Origin of the sequence: Oerskovia gallyi, assembly GCF_014836745.1 — a bacterium.
Classification (GTDB): domain Bacteria; phylum Actinomycetota; class Actinomycetes; order Actinomycetales; family Cellulomonadaceae; genus Oerskovia; species Oerskovia paurometabola.
This window is the reverse complement of sequence record NZ_JACSQE010000016.1, coordinates 53383-77517: the sequence shown is the minus strand read 5'-3', so window position 1 is coordinate 77517 and position 24135 is coordinate 53383. Positions and strand designations below refer to the sequence as shown.

The window sequence follows — 24135 nt, the reverse complement described above, 5'->3', positions numbered from 1 at the left end:
TCACAGGATCCAGGGGCCGCGGCTCGTCGTTCAGGGCCGGGCAGCCGGTCAGTAGACCGTGAGCCCCTTCGCCCGGAACTGGTCGCGCACGCGGTCGACCAGCTCGACGTCGGGCGCCGGGGTGTCGGTGAGCTCGTACTCGCGCCCGAGCGTCTCCCACTTGTCCCGGCCCATCTGGTGGAAGGGCAGGACCTCGACCCGGGTGACCGTGCCGGGCCGGATCTCGTTGAGCGAGGCCGCGTAGTCCGCGACGACGTCGACGTGCTCGGCCTGGTCGGTCAGTCCCGGGACCAGCACGTACCGGATCCAGACCTCGACCGGGTGCTCGGCCGTGACCCCGCCGGGCAGGCCCGACTCGGCGAGCCGTCGCCCGAACGTCAGGGTGGGCTCCAGGGCACGCCCCGTGACCTTCTCGTAGGTCTCGGGGTCGCCCGACTTGACGTCGAGGAGCACCAGGTCGGTGTCCGCGAGCATCTCGTCGCTCAGGTTCGCCCCGAGGAAGCCCGAGGTGTCGAGCGTGGTGTGCACGCCCATCTCCTTGGCGCCCCGCAGGATGCGCGCGGCGAACGCGGGCTGCATGAGCACCTCGCCGCCCGAGAGCGTCAGCCCGCCCTTGGTGGCGCGGAAGACCGGCAGGTACCGCTTGACGCGGGCCAGCAGCTCGTCGGCCGTGACCGGCTCCCCGTCCTTCATCTGCAGGGTGTCGGGGTTGTGGCAGTACAGGCACCGCAGCGGGCACCCGTTGAGGAACACCGTCAGGCGCGTGCCCGGACCGTCCACCGCGGTCACGAGCTCCCACGAGTGGACGGAGCCCAGCTCGCCCGAGCGCATCATCGCGAGCTTGTCGTGCCGGTCGAGGTCCTCGGCCGTCGAGAGGCCGGAGACCCCGGCCCCCGTCCGGCGGCGGGGGGCCTCCGGTGCGTCCAGGTCGCTGTCGTGACCCAGGCCGTCACCGGAGGTCCGCCACGGCAGCGGAGCCGAGGCGACCCCGTCGACCCCGTAGCGGGCGGCGGCACGCGCGGGCACCTGGCCTGCTGCGGGCGTCGAGAGAGTCGTCATGATGGTTCCGCCGTTCTGCGCTCAGAGAGCGCCGTGGAAGGTCCGCGAGAGGACGTCGAGCTGCTGCTCGCGGGTCAGCCGCACGAAGTTCACGGCGTACCCGGAGACACGGATGGTGAGCTGCGGGTAGTTCTCGGGGTGCTCCATGGCGTCCTCGAGAGTCTCCTTCACCAGCACGTTGACGTTCATGTGGTAGCCGTCTCCACCGACCGATGCGTCGAGCAGACCGGCGAGGTTCGCGACCTGCTCGTCACGGGTGCGGCCCAGACCGCTCGGGACGACCGTATTGGTCAGCGAGATGCCGTCCTGCGCCTCGTTGTACGGCAGCTTCGCGACCGACAGGGCCGAGGCGAGCATGCCGTGCGTGTCGCGCCCGTTCATCGGGTTGGCCCCCGGGGAGAACGGCTCGCCCGCGCGGCGGCCGTCGGGAGTGTTGCCCGTGGCCTTGCCGTAGACGACGTTCGACGTGATGGTCAGGACGGACTGGGTGGGCAGCGCGTCGCGGTACATCTTGTGCGAACGGATCTTCGCCATGAACGACTCGACGAGCTCGACCGCGATCGAGTCGACACGGTCGTCGTCGTTGCCGAACGCGGGGTAGTCGCCCTCGGTCTGGTAGTCGACCACGATGCCGCGCTCGTCGAACACGGGCGTGACCGTGGCGTACTTGATGGCCGACAGGGAGTCCGCCGCGACCGCGAGACCCGCGATGCCGCAGGCCATGGTCCGCAGGACCTCCTTGTCGTGGAGGGCCATCTCGAGACGCTCGTAGGCGTACTTGTCGTGCGACCAGTGGATGCAGTTGAGCGCCTCGACGTAGGTCTCGGCCAGCCAGTCCATGGTCTTGTCGAAGCGGGCGCGGACGTCGTCGTAGTCGAGGGGCTGGCCCTCGGGCACGGGGGCGACGACCGGGGAGACCTGCTTGCCCGTGACCTCGTCCTTGCCGCCGTTGATGGCGTACAGGAGGGTCTTGGCGAGGTTGACGCGGGCACCGAAGAACTGCATCTGCTTGCCGACCGCCATGGGCGAGACGCAGCAGGCGATCGCGGCGTCGTCGCCCCAGGCGGGACGGATCTGCTCGTCCGACTCGTACTGGACGGCCGAGGTGTCGATCGAGACCTTGGCGCAGAAGTCCTTGAAGCCCTGGGGCAGGCGCGGGCTCCAGAAGACGGTCATGTTGGGCTCGGGAGCCGGACCCAGGTTGTAGAGCGTCTGCAGGAAGCGGAACGAGTTCTTGGTGACGAGCGGTCGACCGTCGTCGCCCATGCCGCCGATGGTCTCGGTGACCCACGTCGGGTCGCCCGAGAACAGGGAGTCGTACTCGGGGGTGCGCAGGAAGCGCACGATCCGCAGCTTGATGACGAAGTCGTCGATGATCTCCTGCGCCTGCTCCTCGGTGATGACACCGTTCGCCAGGTCGCGCTCGAGGTACACGTCGAGGAAGGTCGAGGTGCGGCCCAGCGACATCGCGGCGCCGTTCTGCTCCTTGACCGCGGCGAGGTAGCCGAAGTAGAGCCACTGGACGGCCTCACGGGCGTTGGTGGCCGGGCCCGAGATGTCGTAGCCGTAGGAGGCGGCCATCGCCTTGAGCTCGCCGAGCGCGCGGATCTGCTCCGCGTGCTCCTCGCGCTCGCGCACGATCTTCTCGCTGAACGGCTGGGTGTCGAGGTCCAGCTTGTCGAGCTTCTTGGCGGCGACGAGCTGGTCGACGCCGTAGAGGGCGACGCGGCGGTAGTCACCGATGATGCGGCCGCGGCCGTAGGCGTCGGGCAGGCCCGTGATGATGTGCGAGCTGCGCGCGGCGCGGACGTTGGGCGGGTAGATGTCGAACACGCCCTGGTTGTGGGTCTTGCGGTACTCGCTGAAGACCTTCTTGAGCTCCTGGTCGACCGGGTAGCCGTAGGTCTCGAGCGCGCCCTCGACCATGCGCCATCCGCCGTTCGGCATGATCGCGCGCTTGAGCGGGGCGTCGGTCTGGAGTCCGACGATGACCTCGGCGTCCTTGTCGATGTACCCGGGCGCGTGGGCCGTGATGCCGGCGGGCGTGTGCGGGTCGACGTCGTAGATGCCCTTCTCGCGCTCGGCGGGGAACATCTCGGAGAGCTTGGCCCAGATGCCGGTCGTGCGCTCGGTGGGCCCGGCGAGGAAGGAGTCGTCACCCTCGTACGGGGTGTAGTTGCGCTGGATGAAGTCACGCACGTCGACCGTGTCCTGCCAGGGACCTGCGGTGAAGCCGGCCCATGCGGGGACGGTCGCGTCGTCCTGGCCGCCAGTGGTGCTGCGAGCCTCGGAAATGCTGGTCATATCACTCTCCTCGACGTCCACACCGCGCTGCCTGCGCGGCGGGGGTAAAGACCTTGGTCGACGCGGGAAATCCGTGCCGTCCTGCCGTTCTCCTTCGCCCTTTCAGGCTACGACCTGCAGAGGGTGTCGGCGTGGCAAAGACGCTGTCACCTGGCTCACAGACCGCGGCGACGAATCGATGCTCGACGCCTCGAGAATGGCGGAATTCCAACCCTTCTACGCCCTTCAACATGCATCTAAGCGAGATCATTCCACCTTGTGACGGTCTTCACATGACCTTTTCATGGGAGTCCTTAGACCTCTCACTCGGGACCAAAGTCCCTTGCGGAACGCCCCTGCCCCCGCACCGTCCTCAGCTCCGCCTCGAATTCCCACCCTACGGGCGCCCGCGCACCGACGCAGCCGTCCCCACGGCCGCGGGCGGGAGAACACGTCGAGATGCCGCCCGTCGCCCCCCGGTACTGGGCCCGGGCCGGCGACGAGCGGCATCCTCAGGCGAGCTGTCCGACACGCCTCGAGGCCCCTATGCACGAGCCGGACGCCCCACTGCGTGCGAAGAGCCCCCCGCGCGTGTGAGACTGCCTCGATGCGAACCATGGGAGTCGAGGAGGAGTTCCTCCTCGTCGGGCCCGACGGCATCCCCACCGCCGTCGCGACCGAGGTCATCGAATCGTCTGGCACCACCGAGGTCACCGAGGGAGGGCTCGGGGCGTCGGGCGGCTCGCGCCCGGACCGGTCCGGCGGCGCCCCCGGCGGCGACCTCGAGCTCGAGCTCATGGAGGAGCAGCTCGAGACCGGCACGCACCCCTGCGCCGACCTGTCGGACCTCGCCCAGGAGATCCGCGACGGGCGCATCCGGGCCAACAAGGCCGCCGAGCAGCGCGACGCGCGCATCGTGGCCCTCGGCACGTCGCCCGTCCCCGTCTCCCCCACCACGGTCGGAAAGCTCCGCTACCTCGCGGCGCGCGCCGCGTTCGGGCTCACGGCACGCGAACAGCTCACGGGCGGCTGCCACGTCCACGTCGCGGTCTCGTCCGACGCCGAGGGGGTCGCGGTCCTCGACCGCATCGGTCCCTGGCTCGCCCCGCTCCTCGCGCTGAGCGCCAACTCGCCGTACTGGCAGGGCGAGGACAGCGGGTACGCGAGCTTCCGCTCCCAGGTCTGGTCACGATGGCCGACGGCGGGCCCGGCCCCGTCGTTCGGCACGCCCGAGGCGTACCGCGCCACGGTCGACGCCCTGGTCGCCACGGGCACGATCCTCGACACCGCGATGATCTACTTCGACGCCCGGCTGTCCGCGTCCTACCCCACGGTCGAGATCCGCGTCGCGGACGTGTGCCTCGACGCCGACACCGCGACCCTGCTCGCGGCCCTGGCGCGCGGGCTCGTCGAGACCGCGGCGCGCGAGGCCGACGCGGGCGTCTCGGCACCCATGCTGCACCCCGAGCTCCTGCGCACCGCCTCCTGGCGGGCCGGGCGCTCCGGGATCTCTGGCGACCTGGTCTCGCCCCTCACGTGGAAGCCCGCGACCGCGCACGACGTCGTGGGCCAGCTCGTCGCGCACGTGCGCGAAGCCCTCGTCGACGCGGGCGACCTCGACGCCGTGACCGAGCTGCTCGGACGGCTGTGGTCGAACGGCGGCGGCGCCGGACGCCAACGCACGTGGTTCGCGAGCTCGGGCGACCTGCGCGCCGTGGTCGAGCGGGCCGCGGAGGCGACGCTGGCCTGAGGCGCGACGGCCGCTCGGGGGAGCGGCGCCGTCGGGCCTGCACCGGAGCGCACGACGAGGGGCGCGGACCGTGCGGTCCGCGCCCCTCGTCGATCTCCCCGCCGTGCGGAGGTCAGAGCAGCGCGAGCGCCGTGAGCGCGTCGCGCGTGACGTCCTGCGCCGTGAGGCGGTGCGTGGCCTTGACCTGGTCGATCGACATGTGGTCCAGGAAGACCGTGGGCAGGCCCAGCGGGACCACGGGCACCGTGATCCCGGCCTCGACCGCCCGCTGCCCCAGGAGAGAGCCCACGCCGCCGTCGGCGAGGCCGTCCTCGATCGTGACCACGAGGTCGTGCTCGCCCGCGAGCTTCACGAGGGCGGACGGCATGGGCAGGACCCAGGTCGGGGACGCGACCGTGACGTCCACGCCGTGGGCCGCGAGCGCCTCCCCGGCCGCCATCGCGGTACCGGTCATCGACCCGACGCCCACGAGCAGGACCTTGCGGGCCGGGGCGGTCGAGGTCGAGGCGGTCTTCTTGGCCGGGACGGCGTCGTGGCGTGCGACGACGTCGACACCGTCGATCGTCTCGATCGCGGGGATCGGCGCGACGACCGCCCCCTTGGGGTAGCGGACGACCGAGGGCGCGTCGTCGATGTCGACCGCGTGGCGCAGCGCGTCGCGCAGCGTCGGCTCGTCGCGCGGCGCGGCCAGGTGCAGGCCCGGCACGATGCGCAGCATCGCCATGTCCCACATGCCGTTGTGGCTCGCGCCGTCCTCGCCCGTGATGCCGGCGCGGTCGAGCACGAACGTGACCCCGGCCTTGTGCAGCGCCACGTCCATGAGGACCTGGTCGAACGCCCGGTTGAGGAAGGTCGCGTAGACCGCGACGACCGGGTGCAGGCCCGCGAAGGCCATGCCCGCGGCCGAGGTCGCGGCGTGCTGCTCCGCGATGCCGACGTCGAACGTGCGCTCGGGGAACGCCTCGGCGAACGGCGCGAGGCCCACCGGGTGCAGCATGGCCGCGGTGATCGCGACGACGTCGGGGCGGCGACGACCGATCGTGACGATCTCGTCGGCGAAGACCGACGTCCAACCGAAGCGCGAGGGGGCCACCGGCAGCCCCGTCTCGGGGTGGATCTGCCCGACGGCGTGGAAGCGGTCGGCGACGTCCTGCTCGGCCGGGGTGTAGCCACGGCCCTTCTCCGTGATGACGTGCACGATCACGGGCGCGCCGTAGGAGCGGGCCCGCACGAACGCGTGCTCGAGGGCCTCGATGTCGTGGCCGTCGACCGGGCCGACGTACTTGATGCCCAGGTCCTCGAACATGCCCTGGGGCGCGACGACGTCCTTGAGCCCCTTCTTGAGCCCGTGCAGCCACTCGTACGCGAACCGGCCGGGGGCGCCCGAGCGCGAGAGCGTGCGCTTGCCCCAGTCGAGGAAGTTCTCGTAGCCGCGCGTGGTGCGCAAGGTCGACAAGTGGTGCGCCATGCCGCCGATGGTCGGCGAGTAGGAGCGGCCGTTGTCGTTGACGACGATCACCAGGCGCCGGTCCTGGCTCTCGGCGATGTTGTTGAGCGCCTCCCAGGCCATGCCGCCCGTGAGGGCGCCGTCGCCGATGACCGAGACGACGTGCCGGTCCCGCAGGCCGCGCACCACGTTGGCCTTGGCGATCCCGTCGCCCCAGCTCAGCGCGGTCGACGCGTGCGAGTTCTCGACGATGTCGTGCGGCGACTCGGCGCGGCTCGGATAGCCGGACATGCCGTCGCGCTTGCGCAGCGCGGAGAAGTCCTGGCGGCCCGTGAGCAGCTTGTGCACGTAGGACTGGTGGCCCGTGTCGAACACGAACGAGTCCTTGGGCGAGTCGAACACACGGTGCATCGCGAGGGTCAGCTCGACGACGCCGAGGTTCGGCCCGAGGTGCCCGCCCGTGCGGGAGACGGCGGAGACGAGGAACTCGCGGATCTCCGCGGCGAGGGTCTCCACCTGCTGGGGGGTCAGTCGCCGGAGGTCCTCCGGGGACGTGATGCTGCTCAACAGGGTCATAACCGCTCCGTTCCGCCTGCCATTCGACTAGCCCGACAACTCTAGGCCGTCAGGGAGGGTGCTCGCGCCCGGAAAGGGCTGGTCACGACGTCTGCACGCGGTGCGCACCCGATCCACCCTCCCCCTCTGGCGTCCCTCCGTAGACTGCTGGGGTGCGCTTCCTGCCGGGCCAGCGGCCCACCACAGACCTGACCTACGGCGACGTGTTCCTCGTCCCGTCCCGCTCCGAGATCACGTCGCGCTTCGACGTGGACCTGTCGTCCGACGACGGCACGGGCACCACGATCCCGCTCGTCGTGGCGAACATGACGGCCGTCGCGGGCCGGCGCATGGCCGAGACGGTCGCGCGCCGCGGTGGGATCGTCGTGATCCCGCAGGACGTGCCGACCGACGTCGTCGCGGACGTGATCGCCGACGTCAAGAGCAAGGACCCCGTCATCGAGACCCCCGTCGTGGTCTCCCCCACGGACACGGTCCACACGGCCCTGACGTTGATCGGCAAGCGGTCCCACGGCGCGGCCGTGGTCCTCGAGGGTGACCGCCCGGTCGGCGTCGTCACGGAGGCCGACTGCCTGGGCGTGGACCGCTTCACGCAGGTCCGCCAGGTCATGTCCGCGCACCCCCAGGTGGTCGAGGCGTCGGTCGTCACCGGACCGGGCGGTCTGGAGGCCGCGTTCGACGAGCTCCACCGCTCGCGCCGCAAGGTCGCGCCGGTCGTGCGCGACGGACGCCTCGTGGGCGTCCTGACGCGTCGCGGCGCGCTGCGCTCGAGCGTCTACTCCCCCGCCGTGGACGGCTCGGGCCGCCTGCGCGTCGCCGCGGCCGTCGGCATCAACGGCGACGTCAAGGCGAAGGCCGCCGAGCTCCTCGCCGCGGGCGCCGACGTCCTCGTGGTCGACACGGCCCACGGCCACCAGGTCAAGATGCTCCAGGCCCTCGAGGCCGTGCGTTCCCTGGACCCGCAGGTCCCGATCGTCGCGGGCAACGTCGTGACGGCCGAGGGCGTGCGCGACCTCGTGGCCGCGGGCGCGGACATCGTCAAGGTCGGCGTCGGGCCGGGCGCCATGTGCACCACGCGCATGATGACGGCCGTGGGTCGCCCGCAGTTCTCCGCGGTCCTCGAGTGCGCCGAGGCGGCGCGCGAGCTGGGCAAGCACGTCTGGGCCGACGGCGGGGTGCGCCACCCGCGCGACGTCGCCCTGGCTCTCGCGGCGGGCGCGTCCCAGGTCATGATCGGTTCGTGGTTCGCGGGGACGCACGAGTCCCCGGGCGACCTGCACGACGACGGCACGGGCCGCCTGTACAAGGAGTCGTTCGGCATGGCCTCGGCCCGCGCGGTCGCGGCCCGCACCGCGGGTGGCTCGCCGTTCCAGCAGGCTCGCAAGGGGCTGTACGAGGAGGGCATCTCGTCGTCGCGCATGTACCTCGACCCGGCTCGGCCGGGCGTCGAGGACCTGATCGACGAGATCACGGCGGGGCTGCGCAGCTCGTGCACGTACGCGGGGGCGGACTCGCTCGAGGCGTTCGCCGAGCGCGCCGTGGTCGGCATCCAGTCGGCCGCCGGGTACGAGGAGGGGCGTCCGCTGCCCGCGGGCTGGTGACGGCCTCCCCGTCCGCGCGGGGGGCCCCCCCCCCCCGCGCGGCCCCCCCCCCCCCCCCCCGGCCCTCGCCCAGGACGGCGCACCGTGGCCACGCCCGTGGCGGTACGCGATCGGCACGCTCGACGAGTCGCGCGTGCGGCAGGCCGCGGTGCTGGTCCTGTTCGGCGTGCTCGACGACGTCGCGGCGTCCCGTGACACGTCCAGGCCCGGCGCCGCGCCTCTCCCGGTCGCCGCCGACCTCGACGTGCTGCTGCTCGCACGGGCCTCGACGCTGAGCCACCACCCGGGGCAGGTCTCGTTCCCCGGCGGCCGCCTCGACGACACGGACGCGGACCTGGTCGACGCGGCCCTGCGCGAGGCCGTCGAGGAGACCGGGCTCGACCGTGACGGGGTCGAGGTCCTGGGGACGCTGTCCCCGCTCCCCCTGCCCGTGAGCAACCACCTCGTGACCCCCGTCCTGGGCTGGTGGGCGCGTCCCACGCCCGTGGCCGTGGTCGACTCTGCCGAGTCCGCGCACGTCTTCCGGGTGCCCGTCGCGGACCTGACGGACCCCGCGAACCGGCGCACCGCCGTCGTGCGCCGTGGGCGGGACACGCACAAGAGCCCCGCGTTCCTGGTGTCCGCGGACGGGCGCGAGCACCTCGTGTGGGGGTTCACGGGCGCGATCCTCGACGCGCTCCTGGACCGGCTGGGCTGGGCCGAGCCGTGGGACGCGGCGCGCACGGTCGAGGTGCCGGTCTAGTGGCACTGCGGCCCGCCGCGGAGGTCGACGTCACGGCCGACCTCGTGCGCGCCCTGCTCGCCGCTCAGCACCCCGACCTGGCCGGCCTGCCCCTGGAGGTCGTCGCGAACGGTTGGGACAACGTGGTGCTGCGCCTGGGCGACGAGCTCGCGGTGCGGGTCCCGCGCCGCGAGCTCGCGGCCGCGCTCGTGCGCCACGAGCAGGAGTGGCTCCCGGTGCTCGCACCGCACCTCCCGGTACCGGTCCCCGCTCCCGTGCGGGTCGGGCTTCCCTCCGACGGGTCTGCGGGCCCCTCCTTCCCCTGGTCGTGGAGCATCGTCCCGTGGTTCGACGGGCTGAGCGCCCTCGCGGTCGACCCCGCGCTGCGCCGCGCGTTCGCCCCCGACCTCGCCGCCTTCCTCGCGGCCCTGCACGTCCCGGCCCCGCCCGAGGCGCCCGTCAACCCGTTCCGCGGCGTCCCCCTGGCCGCTCGCGACGAGTCGGTCCGGGAGCGCCTCCTGCTGGGCCACGTGCCCGACGACGGCGCCCTCCTCGACCTGTGGTCCCGCCTCGTCGAGGTTCCCCCGTGGGACGGGCCGGCGCTGTGGCTGCACGGCGACCTGCACCCGGCGAACCTGGTGCTCGCGCCCGGCGACCACCGGCTGGGGGCCGTGGTCGACTTCGGAGACATGACGAGCGGCGACCCGGCCACCGATCTCGCGACCGCCTGGCTCACGTTCGACGCCGCGGGACGCCGTGTGTTCCGCGACGCCGTGACCGCGCGGTGCGGAACGGACGACGCGACGTGGGAGCGAGCCCGTGGGTGGGCGCTGGTCCTCGGCACGGCCTTCGCGGCCCACTCCGACGACAACCCGTCGTTCGCCGAGCTGGGCGCCCAGACGCTCGCGCAGGTGCTCGGCGACGACTGAGCCGCCCGTCCCGGGCACACGGCGCCCCGCCGACGGACGACCGCGATCGCGACTCGGGCCCCGGGCCGCCTCGCGAGATGCTGCTCGTTGTCGGGTTCGCCGCCCGACGAACGACAACGAGCAGCATCTCGCCGACGAGCAATGCGTGCCACCGGCACCCAGCGGCGAGATACTGGCACATGGCCACGGACAACAAGACCCGCCCGCACGACGGCGACGTGGACGCGTTCCTCGCGACCGTCACCCACGCGGTCCGCCGTCGCGACGCGGACACGCTCCTCGCCCTCATGCAGCGGGTCACGGGGGAACCGCCCGTGATGTGGGGGCCGTCGATCATCGGGTTCGGCCAGTACCACTACGAGTACGCGAGCGGCCGCCAGGGCGACGCGGGAGCGGCGGGGTTCTCGCCGCGCAAGGCCGCGTCCACGGTGTACCTGCCGGACGGCACGGGAGCCCACGAGGACCTGCTCGCGCGCCTCGGCCCGCACACCACCGGTCTCGTGTGCGTGTACCTCAAGGACCTGTCGACGAACGACCTCGGCGTCCTGGAGGAGATCGTGCGCCGGTCGTACGAGGCCGTGACGGCGGGCACGTTCACCCAGCGGGCGCGCGACTCCTCGTCCTGACCGGAGCACGACGACGGGGCGCCCCACCCGAAGGTGGGACGCCCCGTCGTCGTGCTCCCCGCGCGGGGCGAGCGGCGCCGTCGGGCGTGCGGGAGAGCCCGGGCCCGACGGCGCCGCACCCGCGGCGGACGCTCGTCAGCCGTTGACGAGCGAGCGCAGCACGTACTGCAGGATGCCGCCGTTGCGGTAGTAGTCGGCCTCACCCGGGGTGTCGATGCGCACGACGGCGTCGAACTCGACGGAGGTGCCGTCGGCCTTGGTCGCGGTGACCTTGACCGCCCGGGGCGTCGTGCCCTCGTTGAGCGCCGTGACGCCCGAGATGTCGAACGTCTCGGTACCGTCCAGGCCCAGCGACCCTGCCGACTCGCCGGCCGGGAACTGCAGCGGCAGGACGCCCATGCCGATCAGGTTCGAGCGGTGGATGCGCTCGAAGCTCTCGGTGATGACGGCCTTGACGCCCAGGAGCGCCGTGCCCTTGGCAGCCCAGTCACGCGACGAGCCGGAGCCGTACTCCTTGCCACCCAGGATGACGAGCGGCGTGCCGGCCGCGGCGTAGTCCTGCGCGGCGTCGTAGATGGTGTCCTGAGCGTTCTTCACGAAGTTGAACGTGAAGCCGCCCTCGACGTTGTCGAGGAGCTGGTTGCGCAGGCGGATGTTCGCGAACGTGCCGCGGATCATGACCTCGTGGTTCCCGCGGCGCGAGCCGTAGGAGTTGAAGTCGCGACGCTCGACGCCGTGCTCGGCGAGGTACACACCGGCCGGCGAGTCCGCCTTGATGGACCCGGCAGGGCTGATGTGGTCGGTCGTGACCGAGTCGCCCAGCTTGGCCAGCACGCGGGCACCCGAGATGTCGGTGACCGGGGACGGCTGCGCCGACATGCCCTCGAAGTACGGGGGCTTGCGGACGTAGGTGGACTGCTGGTCCCACTCGAACGTGTTGCCCTCGGGGGTCGACAGGGCGCGCCAGCGCTCGTCACCCGTGAAGACGTCCGCGTAGTCCTTGGTGAACATCGCGCGGTCGATCGAGGAGTCGATCGTCGCCTGGACCTCTTCCGGCGTGGGCCAGATGTCGCGCAGGAAGATCGGCGAGCCGTCCTCGTTGCGTCCCAGCGGGTCGTGCTCGAAGTCGAACTCCATGGTGCCCGCGAGGGCGTACGCGATGACCAACGGCGGGGAGGCCAGGTAGTTCATCTTGACGTCGGGGTTGATGCGACCCTCGAAGTTGCGGTTGCCCGAGAGCACCGAGACGACCGACAGGTCGTGCTCGTTGACGGCCTCGGAGACCTTCTCGTCGAGCGGGCCCGAGTTGCCGATGCAGGTCGCGCAGCCGTACCCCACGAGGTGGAAGCCGAGCTTCTCGAGGTAGGGCCACAGGCCCGCCTTCTCGTAGTAGTTCGTGACGACCTGCGAGCCCGGGGCCATGGAGGTCTTGACCCACGGCTTGGCCTCCAGGCCCTTCTCGACGGCCTTCTTCGCGAGCAGCGCCGCGGCGAGCATCACGGACGGGTTCGACGTGTTGGTGCACGACGTGATCGAGGCGATCGCGACCGCACCGTGGAACAGGTCGAACTGCTTGCCGTTGGTGTCCGTGACCGGGACGGTCCGGCGCCCGTTGGCGTGGATCGCGGGCGAGTCGGAGGCCGGGAAGGACTCCTTCTCGGCCTCGTCGACGACGTCGACGACCTCGGGGGCGTAGGTCGGCAGGTCGCGGGCGAAGGCCGACTTGGCGTTCGACAGCTCGATGCGGTCCTGGGGACGCTTGGGGCCGGCGATCGAGGGGACGACCGTCGAGAGGTCGAGCTCGAGGTACTCGGAGAAGACCGGCTCGACGTAGCTCGGGTCGGTCGGGTCGAGCCAGAGGCCCTGCTCCTTGGCGTAGGCCTCGACGAGCGCGAGCTGCTCCTCGGAGCGGCCCGTCAGGCGCAGGTAGTCGACCGTGACCGAGTCGATCGGGAAGATCGCGGCGGTCGAGCCGAACTCGGGGCTCATGTTGCCGATGGTGGCGCGGTTGGCCAGCGGCACGGCCGCGACGCCCGCGCCGTAGAACTCGACGAACTTGCCGACGACGCCGTGCTGGCGCAGCATCTGCGTGATCGTGAGGACGACGTCGGTCGCGGTCACGCCCGAGGGGATCTGGCCGCTGAGCTTGAAGCCGACGACGCGCGGGATGAGCATCGAGACGGGCTGTCCGAGCATCGCGGCCTCGGCCTCGATGCCGCCCACGCCCCAGCCGAGCACGCCCAGGCCGTTGACCATGGTCGTGTGCGAGTCGGTGCCGACGCACGTGTCGGGGTAGGCCCTCAAGACGTCCCCGTCAGCAGTGCTCACGGTACGCGTCATGACGGTGCGCGCCAGGTACTCGATGTTGACCTGGTGGACGATGCCGGTGCCCGGGGGGACGACCTTGAAGTCGTCGAACGCCGTCTGGCCCCAGCGCAGGAACTGGTAGCGCTCGTGGTTGCGCTGGTACTCGAACTCGACGTTGCGCTCGAACGCGTCGCGGCGGCCCGCGACGTCGATCTGCACCGAGTGGTCGATGACCATCTCGGCGGGCGCGAGCGGGTTGATGCGCGACGGGTCGCCGCCGAGGTCCGCGACGGCCTCACGCATGGTCGCGAGGTCCACGACGCAGGGCACGCCCGTGAAGTCCTGCATGATGACGCGACCCGGCGTGAACTGGATCTCGGTGTCGGGCTGCGCGTCGGGGTCCCAGGCGGCGATGGCACGCACGTGGTCCGCGGTGATGTTGGCGCCGTCCTCGGTGCGCAGAAGGTTCTCCGCGAGGATCTTCAAGCTGTACGGGAGGCGCTGCGCGCCTTCGACCGCGGAGAGACGGAAGATCTCGTACGAGTTCTCACCGACCTCCAGTGTTCCCTTCGACCCGAACGTGTCGACGCTGCTCACGGTTGCTCCTTCTACCTGGCGAGGGTGGTGACGACCACCGCGGCCGGGGCACCGCGCGGGCTCTGCGGCCCGCGCCGTGCACCCGGCACGGCAGGTCGTCGAATGACGATCAAGATGGTTCTGGGGGCTTTGCCCAGCCTACGCCGGGCCGGCGACGCTCCGAAATGTCGCCGACACACAGCATAGCGCATTTATCTTGACGTCAAGATATCGACCTTGGCGCGACCGGCCGTGGACCCTCCCCCGAGCCGCGGCGTGAGCACGCGGTACACGGCCTCGATCGCGACCCACCCCACGACCACGGCGATCGCGACGACCACCGCCTCGCTCGCCGTCGGGACCTGGAGCGCGAAGAAGTCACGCACCCACGGGACCGCCACCGCGAGCGCCGCGCAGGCCGCGAGCGCAGCGATCAGCGCGATCTTCCACCCGTTGACCGGGCGCGCCTGGATGCCCACGATCCACAACGACACCCCGATGAGCACGAGCGTCGCGGCCGAGCGTGCGTCGTCCGTCCCGACGAGCGGGCGCAGGTACCCGTACACGGCCAGGATCACGGCCCCGATCACCACGCCCGCCGGGATCGCGAAGCTCAGCACGCGCCGCAGGAACCCGGCGAGGTAGCGGCGGTCGTTGGGCGGCAGCGCGAGGAAGAACGCCGGGATGCCGATCGTGAGCGAGCCCGCGAGCGTCATGTGCCGCGGCAGGAACGGGTACGGCCACACGAGCAGCACGACCGACACCGCGAGGATCGCGGCGTACGTCGTCTTGGCGAGGAACAGGCTCGCGACGCGCTCCATGTTCGCCATGACCCGGCGCCCCTGCCCCAGCACCCCGGGGAGCGTCGCGAACCGCCCGTCGACCAGCACGACCCGCGCGACGGCCTTGGTCGCGGGCGCGCCGTTGCCCATCGCGATCCCGAGGTCCGCGTCCTTGAGCGCCAGGGCGTCGTTGACGCCGTCGCCCGTCATGCCGACGACGTGGCCGCGGGACTGGAGCGCGTGCACGATCGCGCGCTTCTGCTCGGGCGTCACGCGCCCGTACACGTCGTGCGCGGCGACGACGTCGGCGAGCTCGTCGGGGTCGGTCGGCAGCTCGCGCGCGTCGAAGCCCTCGACCCTGACCCCCTCCCCGTGCAGCCCGACCGAGGTCGCGATCGCCGCGACCGTGTCGGGGTTGTCGCCCGAGATGACCTTGGCCCGGGTCCCCTGGCGCCGGAAGTACTCGAGCGTCTGCGCGGCGTCGGGGCGGATGCGCTCTCCGAGCACCGCGAGCAACGCGGGGGCGAGGTCGGACGGGAGGGGCGCCTGCGCCGTCGGGAGTCCGGTCGGGGCGTGCGCGAGCAGGACCACGCGCGCCCCCGTGCCCGCGGACTCGTGGACCTCGGCGAGCGCGGTCGCCGCCGGACCGTCGGTGCGCCCGGCGAGCAGGATCTCGGGCGCTCCCAGCACGAACGCCCCCGCGCCGGTGCGCACCGCGCTCCACTTGCGCGCCGAGGAGAAGGGGACGGCCTCGGCGACCGCGGCGGGCGCCGTGTCCGCGAGCCCCTCGGCGAGCGCCTTGGACGTCGCGTTGCCGTCCGGGTCGGCCGCGAGCGCCGCGAGCGCTTCGCGCGCGCCCTCGACGGCGGCCAGGGGGCGCAGCGCGGTCAGGGCGACGTGCCCATCGGTGAGGGTGCCGGTCTTGTCGAGGCACAGGACGTCGACGCGTGCGAGGATCTCGACCGCGGGCAGCTCCTGGACGAGGACCTTCTGGCGTGCGAGCAGCGTGGCCGCGATCGCGAAGTTGAGCGAGGTGAGCAGGACCAGGCCCTCGGGGATCATCCCGACGACGCCCGCGACGGCCGCCACGACGCCGTCGCGCCACGTCCCGTCCGCGATCGACTCGCGCACGCCGCCCGTGTAGTACAGCTGGCTCCAGAACAGCAGCAAGGAGATGGGCACGATCCCGATCGAGACGACCTTGAGGATCTTGTTGACGCCCTCGCGCAGCTCGGAGCGGACGACCGAGAACTTCTTGGCCTCGGAGGTGATGCGCTGGGCATACCCCTCCTCGCCCACGCGCACCACGCGGCACACCGCGGCGCCTGCGACGACGGCCGACCCGGAGAGCACCTCGTCGCCCACGGCCTTGCGCACGGGGCGCGACTCCCCCGTGAGCATGGACTCGTCGACCTCGAGCCCTGTGACGTCGAGCACCCGGGCGTCGGCCGGGACCTGGTCGCCCGTCCCGACGAGCAGCACGTCGTCGAGGACCACCTCGTCGAGCGCGACCTGCTGCTCGGTGCCGTCCCGCACGACCCGGGCGTAGGGCGCGGTGAGGATCGAGAGACGGTCGAGCGTCCGCTTGGCCCGGTACTCGGTGACGATGCCGATCGCCGCGTTGATGACGACCACGAACCCGAAGACCGCGTCGGGCCACCTGCCCGTGAGGAGGACGAGCGTCACGGCGATCGCGAGGATCAGGTTGAACAGCGTGAAGACGTTGGAGCGCAGGATCGCGGTCAGCGAGCGCGAGGTCGAGCGGGTGGTCAGGTTGGTCTGCCCGGCCCGGACGCGCGCCGCGACCTCCTGGGCGCTCAGCCCGGGTTCCGCGCCGGGACGTGACGCGGGGGTGCTGTCCTGCGGTCCCGTCCCCCGGCCCGACGGCGGAGCGCCCGCCGGGCCCTGGGGTCCGGTCGCGGACGTGTCGTCGTCGGCGAGGCTGCTCACCCCTCGATTGTGCCCGCCGCGCGCCGCCGTGCCCTGTCGAGGCTGGACGAACGAGCGCCCGGACGCGTCACAACCACCGGTGGTGCTTGAAGATCGCGTAGAGGGTGAACCCCATCGCGACCATCGCGAGGATCGCGAGCGGGTACCCGTAGACCCAGTCCAGCTCGGGCATCCGGGCGAAGTTCATGCCGTAGATCGTGCCGACGAGCGTGGGGGCGAACAGGATCGCCGCCCAGGACGAGATCTTCTTGACCTCCTCGCCCTGCGCGAGGCTCGTCTCGGAGAGCCTGCGCATCTCCTCGTTCTGGTGCTGCGCGACGAGCGTGGCCTGCACCATGAGGGCGTTCTGCAGGAGCACCCGGAACGAGTCGGCCTGCTCCGCGAGACGCAACGAGTGGTCGAGCACGTCGCGCAGGTTCCGCTGGAGCTCGATGTCGACGCCGTACTTCTCGGAGCCGCGCTCGAGCGCCTGGAGGATGCCGACGACCGGGTGGGTGGCGCGCTGGAAGGCGATGACCTCGCGCGAGAGCTCGTAGATCCGTCGTGAGACGGCGGGGTCCCCGCTGAACAGCTGGTCCTCGATCTCGTCGATGTCGTTCTGCAGCCCGGCGACCACAGGGGCGTACTCGTCGACGACCTGGTCGAGCACCGCGTAGAGGATGGCCTCCGGACCGAGGCGCAACAGCTCGGGCGTCGCCTCCAGGCGGCGGCGGACCGCGCCGACGTCCGGGGACTCGGCGTGGCGGACCGTCACGACGTAGTCGGGCCCGACGAAGACGTGCAGCTCGCCGAACTCGACGCGCTCCTCGGCGTCCAGGTAGCGGGCCGGACGCAGGACCACGAAGAGGTTGTCGTCGTAGCGTTCGAGCTTGGGCCGCTGGTGGGCCGCGATCGCGTCGTCGACGGCGAGACGGTGCAGCGAGAACTCGTCGGCGACCGCACGGATCTCGGCCTCGCTCGGCCGGTAGAGGCCGATCCACGCGAGCCCGCGCCGCTCGCGCAGCGTCTCGAAGGTCTCGTCGAGGCTCGACGGGTTGGCCGTGCGCCGTCCGTCGACGTAGACCGCGTTGTCGACGATCCCCATGCGTGCACCCTTCCGGTCGGTCGGTCGCGTCCGTCCGGAGCGCGGCGACCATCATGGCAGGTGGCGTGGGTCCTACTCGTCGTCGCGCGTCGTGCCCGACGGTTCACCCGTCAACGGTGTGACGCGCTCGGGGGTGTCCTTGCGCGGTCGGTAGACGACCTGGGCGTGGAAGACGAAGCGCAGGAGGAACGCGACGACGAGGGTCAGCGCCTGGGCGAGCACGGGCGGCATCCCCGTCAGGACGACGAGCCAGTGCAGGAACGGCAGCCGCACTGCGGCCTCGATGCCGTTGAACGTGAAGGACTGCGCGGCACGCCGCCACACGCTGCGCCCCTCCGAGCGCAGGTCGTGGAACACGAAGTGCTCGAGCAGCAGGAAGTTCGTCACGATCGTGACCGCGGCCGAGACCACCGCGGCGGGCATGTAGTGCACGCCGAACTGCTCCAGACCCCACATGATCGCGAGGTTCATGACCGCGCCGAACGCGCCCACGAGCGCGAACGTCGACAGCCGGCCGAACCGCAGCGCCGTGAGCTGCTGGAGGTACCGCAGCCCGTTCGCGAACGTCGCCTTCGACTCGCCGGCGAACCTCTCCCCGAAGACGAACGGCTCCTCGACCACCGCCACCTTGTTGCGCGCGAGGACCTCGAGCAGGATCTTGAACCCTCGGGGGCGCAGCCCCGCGAGATCGATCGACGCCGTGCGGACGGCGAAGAACCCGGTCATGGGGTCGGTCACGTTCCGCAGCCGCACCGGGAACATCGAGCGCGCCAGCAGCGAGGACGCGGTCGACACGAGGTGACGCCAGCGCCCGTCGAGACCGCCCGCGTCACCTCCCCCGACGTAGCGGGAGGCGACCACGACGTCGGCTCCGGTCTCCCGAGCGGTCTCCAGGAGCACCGGAACCATCTCCGGCGGGTGCTGCAGGTCCCCGTCCATGACCACGACCCACTCGCCCCGCGCGGCCCGCAACCCCTCGACCACCGCGCCGCTCAGCCCACCGACCGGGTCGTCCCGGTGCAGCAGCCGCACGGGCAGCCGCGAGGACGTGGCCACCCGCTGGATCACGTCGGGGGTGTCGTCCCGGGAGTCGTCGACGAACAGCAGCTCCGCGTCGAGCCCTTCGACCGCGTCGCCGAGTCGGCGCACGAGCTCGCCCACGTTCGGACCCTCGTTGAACGTCGGAACCACCACGGTGACCTGCATGCGCCCTCTTCTGCTCATCAGGCCGGCGGGACCCGGCACGTCCACCCATCGTCTCCCGAGACGGGCACGGGCGACAGGCGAACGCCGGCTGTCCCGGTGCCGTCCGCACGAAGGTACAGGTCAGGGGCTCCGGACGCCCCCCGGCTCACCGCGTGAGGACCGCGATCGCCTCGACGTGGTGGGTGTGGGGGAACAGGTCGTACCCGGTGACCGACTCGACCGCGTACCCGTGCTTCGCGAAGTAGGCGATGTCGCGGGCCAGGGCCGCGGGGTCGCACGCGACGTAGACCACGCGGGGGGCCTGGAGCGCGGCGACCGCGTCGACGACCTTGCGCCCGGCGCCCGTGCGCGGCGGGTCGAGGACCACGACGTCGGCCGTCGGCGCGGCGTGGTCCTTGGCCGCGAGCACCTTCTCGACCGGGCCGTGGTGGAGCTCGACCTGCGGCTTCTCGAACGCGTTGCGGCGGGCGTCCTTGACGGCCCGCTCGTCGCCCTCGATCGCCACGACGCGCCCGGTCTCGCCGACGGCGTCGGCGAGCGGCAGCGTGAAGAGTCCGGCGCCCGAGTACAGGTCGACCACGGTCGCCTCGTCGAGCGGTCCGGCGGCCCGCAGCACGGCCTCCGCGAGCAGCGCGGGTGCCTCGCGGTGGACCTGCCAGAAGCCGTCGGCGGCCACGCGGAACGAGTGCTCGGTCCCGGCGACCGTGACGGTCTCGGTCACGGCCCGACGTGCGTGGGGTCGCCGATCGATGTGGCCCGAGTGCCAGACGACACCGTCGACCAGCAGGATCGGGTCGCCGCCCCCTGCCGGCGCCACGAGCTCGAGGGTCGTCCCCGGACGCCAGCGACGCGTGAAGACCTCCTCGGCCTCGGCGAGGGCCGCGACCTCGGGCGTCGCGAGCGGCATCTCGTCGAGCGCGACGACGTCGTGCGAGCGGAACACGCGCATGCCCGCACGGCCCTTGTCGTCGGCGACCAGGTCGATGCGCGTGCGATAGCCGAGGCCACCCCGCTCGTCGTCCCCGGGCGCACCCTCAACCTCTACCTGAAGGTCAAGGCCGGCGAGGCGCTTGAGCTGCTCCTGCAGGACCGCGGCCTTCCACCGGCGCTGCGCGGGCAGGGACACGTGCGAGAGCTCGCCGCCTCCTGCCCCGCCAGGACCTGCCGCGGGCCAGGCTACGGGGACCCGGTCCTCGGAGGCCTCGAGGATCTCGACGGCGTCGGCGCGCCAGAACTTGGCAGCTTCCCCGTCGTCGGTGATCCGGGCCAGCACCCGCTCGCCGGGCAGCGCGTGCCGGACGAAGATGACGCGCCCGTCGAGTCGCGCGACGCAGTGGCCGCCGTGCGCGACAGGTCCGACCTCGAGCTCGACCAGAGGTTGAGACTCGGGGGCGGTGGACGTGGGGTTCAGGGTTTCAGACACTCCCCTAGTATCCCGGACGCGAACCGCTCCGGGCTCCGGACCGTTCGCCGACGGGGCGTGGGACCGCACACGTTGTCGGCGGACCGGAGACCGACCCCGGTCGCGCGGGCGGCCCGTGGCGCGCTCAGTAGCGGCGGTTGATCCGCTGCTGGGCCGCGAAGTTCTCCTTCTCGAGCCCCGTCTGACCCTTGGTCGACGACAGCTGCCACGGCACCGAGGCCACGACGACGCCCGGGGTGAACAGGAGCCGGCCCTTGAGCCGCAGCGCGCTCTGGTTGTGCAGCAGGTGCTCCCACCAGTGCCCCACGACGTACTCGGGGATGTAGACCACGACGAGGTCGCGCGGGCTCTCCCGACGGATCGAGCGCACGTAGGACAGGATCGGGCGCGTGATCTCGCGGTACGGCGAGTCGAGGACGCGCAGCGGGACCGGGAGGTCGAGGGCCTCCCACTCGGCGGTGAACTCGGCGACCTCCTCGGGGTCCACGCCGACCGTCACGGCCTCCAGCACGGAGGGACGCGACGCACGGGCGTAGGCGAGCGCGCGCATGGTCGGCTTGTGCAGCTTGGAGACCAGGACGAGGGCGTGGACGCGGCTCGGCAGGGCACGTGCCGCGGCCGGGTCCTCACCCAGGGTGAGCTCCTCGCTCACCGAGTCGTAGTGCTTGCGGATGGCCCGCATGAGCACGAACACCACGCCCATGGCGAGGATCGCGATCCACGCACCGTGCGTGAACTTGGTCAGCAGCACGATGATCAGGACCGTGCCCGTCATGCCGAAGCCGATCGCGTTGACGACGCGGGACCGCTTCATCTTGGTGCGGAAGCGCGGGTCGGGGGTCGTGCGCAGCTCGCGTGTCCAGTGCTTGATCATGCCGAGCTGCGAGAGCGTGAAGGACACGAAGACGCCCACGATGTAGAGCTGGATCAGGCGCGTGACCTGCGCGTCGAAGGCCCAGATCAGGGCGATCGCCGCGACCGCGAGGGTCACGATCCCGTTCGAGAACGCGAGCCGGTCGCCGCGCGTGTGGAGCTGACGCGGGAGGTAGCCGTCCTTGGCCAGGATCGAACCCAGCACCGGGAACCCGTTGAACGCCGTGTTCGCGGCGAAGACGAGGATCAGCCCCGTCACCGCGGCAACCAGGTAGAACGCGAGCGGGAAGCCCTGGAAGATCGCCTGCGCGAGCTGGCCGATCACCGGGTCCTGCACGAAGTCGGCGGGCACGGGCTGGCCGTCGATCGTGAGCTGCTCGGCCGGGTTCTCGGCGAAGTGCACGCCGGTCTTCTGCGCGAGGAAGAGGATCGCCATGATCATGAAGGCCGAGATCGACCCGAGCAGCGCGAGCGTCGTGGCCGCGTTGCGGGACTTGGGCTTCTTGAACGCCGGCACGCCGTTGCTGATGGCCTCGACACCCGTGAGCGCGGCACAGCCCGACGCGAAGGCTCGCGCGACGAGGAACGCCCCTGCGATCCCGGTCAGCCCCTGGTCGAAATGGCTCTCCGCGACGAGCTGGTAGGACGCACTCTCGGCCATGGGCAGGGTCCCCGTGGCGTACCGCACGAACCCGACCACGGCCGTCATCCCGATGGCGAACATGAACAGGTAGACCGGGATCGCGAAGAAGGACCCGGACTCCTTGACCCCTCGCAGGTTCACCAGGGTCAGCAGCACCACGAGCGTGATCGCGAACGCCGCCTCATGACCCCGCAGGAACGGCATGGCTGCCGCCGCGTACTGGGCTCCCGAGGAGATCGACACGGCCACCGTGAGGACGTAGTCGACCATGAGCGCCGAGGCCACGCCGACACCGGCCGTGGGGCCGAGGTTGACAGTGGCGACCTCGTAGTCACCGCCGCCCGACGGGTAGGCGTGCACGTTCTGGCGGTACGACGCGACCACGGTCAGCAGGACCACGACGACCGCGAGACCCACCCACGGGGAGATCGTCGTGGCCGCGAGGCCCGCGATCGACAGGGTCAGGAGGATCTCGTCGGGGGCGTACGCCACCGAGGAGAGCGCGTCCGAGGCGAAGACCGGGAGCGCGATGCGCTTCGGCAGCAGGGTGTGCCCCAAGTCGTCGCTGCGGACGGGGCGTCCGAGCAACAGGCGTTTGGCGGCATCAGCGATATCCGACACGTTGGCCCATGCTAGGCCCTCCAGGTGCCGTTGACCCCTCCACCGCCCCGACGGATCTCCGCGAGGGCTCCGCCGCACCATCCTCGGCCCCGCCGCCGCGCCCGCTCGTGCCGGCCGGTGCCAGCCGGTGCCAGCCGGTACCGACGTGTACCGACGTGTACCGGCCTGTGCCGACGTCTACCGACGTCTACCGACGTCTACCGGCCTGTACCGGCAAGGCGCGCGTGCGCGGTAGCGTTTCGTCCGTGCACTTCGTGATCATGGGATGTGGCCGTGTCGGCGCCACCCTCGCCCAGTCTCTCGAGAACCGCGGCCACTCGGTCGCCGTGGTCGACCAGAACCCCGACGCCTTCCGACGGCTGTCCGCGGAGTTCTCCGGCAAGAAGGTGACGGGGCTGGGTTTCGACCGGGACACCCTGGTCCAGGCGGGGATCGAGGACGCGTACGCGTTCGCCGCGGTCTCCGACGGGGACAACTCCAACATCCTCGCTGCCCGCGTGGTCCGCGAGACCTACGGCGTCGACAACGTCGTGGCCCGCATCTACGACCCGCACCGCGCCGAGATCTACCAGCGCCTCGGCATCCCGACCGTCGCGACGGTCCGGTGGACCTCCGACCAGGTGCTGCGCAGGATGCTCCCTCTCGGCGCGACCGACGAGTACCGCGACCCCTCGGGGCAGGTCCGGCTCGCGCAGACCGACTTCCACCCCGAGTGGGTCGGGCGCTCCGTGGCGACGATCGAGTCCGCGACCGGAGCGCGCGTCGCGTTCCTGGGCCGGTTCGGCGAGGGCGTCCTCGCGACCCCCAGCACCGTCCTGCAGGAGAACGACGTGCTGCACGTGCTCATGCGCGCTGCCGACGCGCCCACGGTCGAGCGCCTCCTCACGCACGCCCCCAAGATCGAGGAGAACTGATGCACGTCGTCATCGTCGGAGCCGGTTCCGTCGGGCGCTCGATCGCCCGCGAGCTGCTCAGCCACGACCACGAGGTCATGATCATCGACAAGCAGCCTGCCGCGATGCGCGTCGCGCAGGTCGCCGACGCCGACTGGCTCCTCGCCGACGCGTGCGAGCTCTCGACCCTCGCCGAGGCGAAGGTCGACGAGTGCGACGTGATCGTCGCGGCCACGGGCGACGACAAGGTCAACCTCGTCGTCTCGCTCCTCGCGAAGACCGAGTTCGGGGTCCCGCGAACCGTCGCGCGCGTCAACAACCCCAAGAACGAGTGGATGTTCGACGAGTCGTGGGGCGTCGACGTCGCAGTCTCGACGCCCCGCATCATGACGTCGATGGTCGAGGAGGCCGTCGCGGTCGGCGACCTGGTCCGGATCTTCACGTTCCACCAGTCGGGCGCGGACATCCTCGAGCTCACGCTGCCGCCCGACTCGCCGCTCATCGGCACGCGTGTCGGCCAGGTGGCCTGGCCCCAGGACACCGTGCTCGCGGCGATCGTCCGCGGAACCCAGCCCATCGCGCCGAGCATCGACGACACGCTCGAGGTCGGCGACGAGCTGCTCATCGTCACGGGCCGCGACGTCGACGAGGCCGAGCTCCTGCGGATCCTGATCAACCCGTCGCCCGACGAGGGCACCGGGATCATCGACGAGACGACCGGCCTGCCCGTCTGAGCCGGCGCAGCTCCGCGCGGGCCTTCGGACCTGGGGAAGGGCGCGGCCCTG

At 71.6% G+C, this 24135-nt stretch carries 16 protein-coding genes; 7 read left to right on the top strand and 9 right to left on the bottom strand.

Features of this window, described 5'->3' with window-relative positions:
• Positions 1 to 48: 48 nt before the first annotated feature.
• Both pflA and pflB read right to left on the bottom strand, forming a co-directional pair.
• Positions 49 to 1059 carry a pyruvate formate-lyase-activating protein gene (gene pflA, locus H9640_RS17550; protein ID WP_191792060.1) on the bottom strand — a complete coding sequence of 337 codons (1011 nt, stop codon included), beginning with the start codon at positions 1057 to 1059 and terminating at the stop codon, positions 49 to 51.
• Between the two features lie 21 nt (positions 1060 to 1080).
• Entirely contained in the window at positions 1081 to 3363 is a 2283-nt protein-coding gene (gene pflB / locus H9640_RS17545) for a formate C-acetyltransferase (RefSeq protein ID WP_191792059.1), read from the bottom strand.
• 586 nt (positions 3364 to 3949) lie between these two features.
• On the opposite strand from pflB, the gene H9640_RS17540 reads away from it, so the two are divergent.
• The gene (locus H9640_RS17540) at positions 3950 to 5092 is read left to right on the top strand and encodes a carboxylate-amine ligase (protein WP_191792058.1); all 1143 of its coding nucleotides are present in this window, start codon (positions 3950 to 3952) and stop codon (positions 5090 to 5092) included.
• Between the two features lie 112 nt (positions 5093 to 5204).
• Here the strand turns inward: H9640_RS17540 and dxs are convergent, their stop codons facing one another.
• On the bottom strand, positions 5205 to 7115 hold the full coding sequence (dxs, locus tag H9640_RS17535; RefSeq protein WP_191792057.1) for a 1-deoxy-D-xylulose-5-phosphate synthase: 1911 nt from the start codon (positions 7113 to 7115) through the stop codon (positions 5205 to 5207).
• A 152-nt stretch (positions 7116 to 7267) separates the two neighbouring features.
• Here dxs and guaB1 point away from each other — a divergent pair, with 152 nt between their 5' ends.
• From guaB1 to H9640_RS17515, 4 genes are all read left to right on the top strand, one after another.
• A complete protein-coding gene (gene guaB1, locus H9640_RS17530) occupies positions 7268 to 8716 on the top strand; it encodes a GMP reductase (RefSeq protein WP_191792056.1) in 1449 nt (482 codons plus the stop codon).
• Positions 8717 to 8825: 109 nt separating this feature from the next.
• Positions 8826 to 9458, top strand: a complete 633-nt coding sequence (locus H9640_RS17525; RefSeq protein WP_191792103.1) for an NUDIX hydrolase — start codon at positions 8826 to 8828, stop codon at positions 9456 to 9458.
• Positions 9458 to 10366, top strand: a complete 909-nt coding sequence (locus H9640_RS17520) for an aminoglycoside phosphotransferase family protein (RefSeq protein WP_191792055.1) — start codon at positions 9458 to 9460, stop codon at positions 10364 to 10366. The genes H9640_RS17525 and H9640_RS17520 overlap by 1 nt, the downstream gene beginning before the upstream one ends.
• Positions 10367 to 10545: 179 nt before the next feature.
• On the top strand, positions 10546 to 10992 hold the full coding sequence (locus H9640_RS17515; protein WP_191792054.1) for a DUF1801 domain-containing protein: 447 nt from the start codon (positions 10546 to 10548) through the stop codon (positions 10990 to 10992).
• 135 nt (positions 10993 to 11127) lie between these two features.
• On the opposite strand, the gene acnA is transcribed toward H9640_RS17515, so the two are convergent.
• The 6 genes from acnA to H9640_RS17485 form a co-directional block, all read right to left on the bottom strand.
• Positions 11128 to 13896 carry an aconitate hydratase AcnA gene (gene acnA / locus H9640_RS17510; RefSeq protein WP_191792053.1) on the bottom strand — a complete coding sequence of 923 codons (2769 nt, stop codon included), beginning with the start codon at positions 13894 to 13896 and terminating at the stop codon, positions 11128 to 11130.
• Between the two features lie 191 nt (positions 13897 to 14087).
• Positions 14088 to 16607 carry an HAD-IC family P-type ATPase gene (locus tag H9640_RS17505; RefSeq protein WP_318243827.1) on the bottom strand — a complete coding sequence of 840 codons (2520 nt, stop codon included), beginning with the start codon at positions 16605 to 16607 and terminating at the stop codon, positions 14088 to 14090.
• A gap of 67 nt (positions 16608 to 16674) precedes the next feature.
• Positions 16675 to 17691, bottom strand: coding sequence for a magnesium and cobalt transport protein CorA (locus H9640_RS17500; RefSeq protein ID WP_191792052.1), 1017 nt, complete (start codon positions 17689 to 17691; stop codon positions 16675 to 16677).
• A 72-nt stretch (positions 17692 to 17763) separates the two neighbouring features.
• Positions 17764 to 18897 carry a glycosyltransferase gene (locus tag H9640_RS17495; RefSeq protein ID WP_191792051.1) on the bottom strand — a complete coding sequence of 378 codons (1134 nt, stop codon included), beginning with the start codon at positions 18895 to 18897 and terminating at the stop codon, positions 17764 to 17766.
• Positions 18898 to 19042: 145 nt separating this feature from the next.
• On the bottom strand, positions 19043 to 20320 hold the full coding sequence (locus H9640_RS17490; RefSeq protein WP_191792050.1) for a class I SAM-dependent RNA methyltransferase: 1278 nt from the start codon (positions 20318 to 20320) through the stop codon (positions 19043 to 19045).
• Positions 20321 to 20444: 124 nt separating this feature from the next.
• A complete protein-coding gene (locus H9640_RS17485) occupies positions 20445 to 22457 on the bottom strand; it encodes an APC family permease (protein WP_191792049.1) in 2013 nt (670 codons plus the stop codon).
• 260 nt (positions 22458 to 22717) lie between these two features.
• On the opposite strand from H9640_RS17485, the gene H9640_RS17480 reads away from it, so the two are divergent.
• The gene (locus H9640_RS17480) at positions 22718 to 23371 is read left to right on the top strand and encodes a potassium channel family protein (protein ID WP_191792101.1); all 654 of its coding nucleotides are present in this window, start codon (positions 22718 to 22720) and stop codon (positions 23369 to 23371) included.
• The gene (locus tag H9640_RS17475; RefSeq protein WP_191792048.1) at positions 23371 to 24084 is read left to right on the top strand and encodes a potassium channel family protein; all 714 of its coding nucleotides are present in this window, start codon (positions 23371 to 23373) and stop codon (positions 24082 to 24084) included. The genes H9640_RS17480 and H9640_RS17475 overlap by 1 nt, the downstream gene beginning before the upstream one ends.
• The last annotated feature ends 51 nt before the right edge of the window (positions 24085 to 24135 follow it).

What these genes read in the sequence shown, in the direction of transcription:
- pflA (WP_191792060.1), bottom strand. Translation starts at nt 1,059, where the DNA reads ATGACGACTCTCTCGACGCCCGCAGCAGGCCAGGTGCCCGCGCGTGCC.
- pflB (WP_191792059.1), bottom strand. Translation starts at nt 3,363, where the DNA reads ATGACCAGCATTTCCGAGGCTCGCAGCACCACTGGCGGCCAGGACGAC.
- H9640_RS17540 (WP_191792058.1), top strand. Translation starts at nt 3,950, where the DNA reads ATGCGAACCATGGGAGTCGAGGAGGAGTTCCTCCTCGTCGGGCCCGAC.
- dxs (WP_191792057.1), bottom strand. Translation starts at nt 7,115, where the DNA reads ATGACCCTGTTGAGCAGCATCACGTCCCCGGAGGACCTCCGGCGACTG.
- H9640_RS17515 (WP_191792054.1), top strand. Translation starts at nt 10,546, where the DNA reads ATGGCCACGGACAACAAGACCCGCCCGCACGACGGCGACGTGGACGCG.
- H9640_RS17500 (WP_191792052.1), bottom strand. Translation starts at nt 17,691, where the DNA reads ATGGGGATCGTCGACAACGCGGTCTACGTCGACGGACGGCGCACGGCC.
- H9640_RS17495 (WP_191792051.1), bottom strand. Translation starts at nt 18,897, where the DNA reads ATGCAGGTCACCGTGGTGGTTCCGACGTTCAACGAGGGTCCGAACGTG.
- H9640_RS17480 (WP_191792101.1), top strand. Translation starts at nt 22,718, where the DNA reads ATGGGATGTGGCCGTGTCGGCGCCACCCTCGCCCAGTCTCTCGAGAAC.
- H9640_RS17475 (WP_191792048.1), top strand. Translation starts at nt 23,371, where the DNA reads ATGCACGTCGTCATCGTCGGAGCCGGTTCCGTCGGGCGCTCGATCGCC.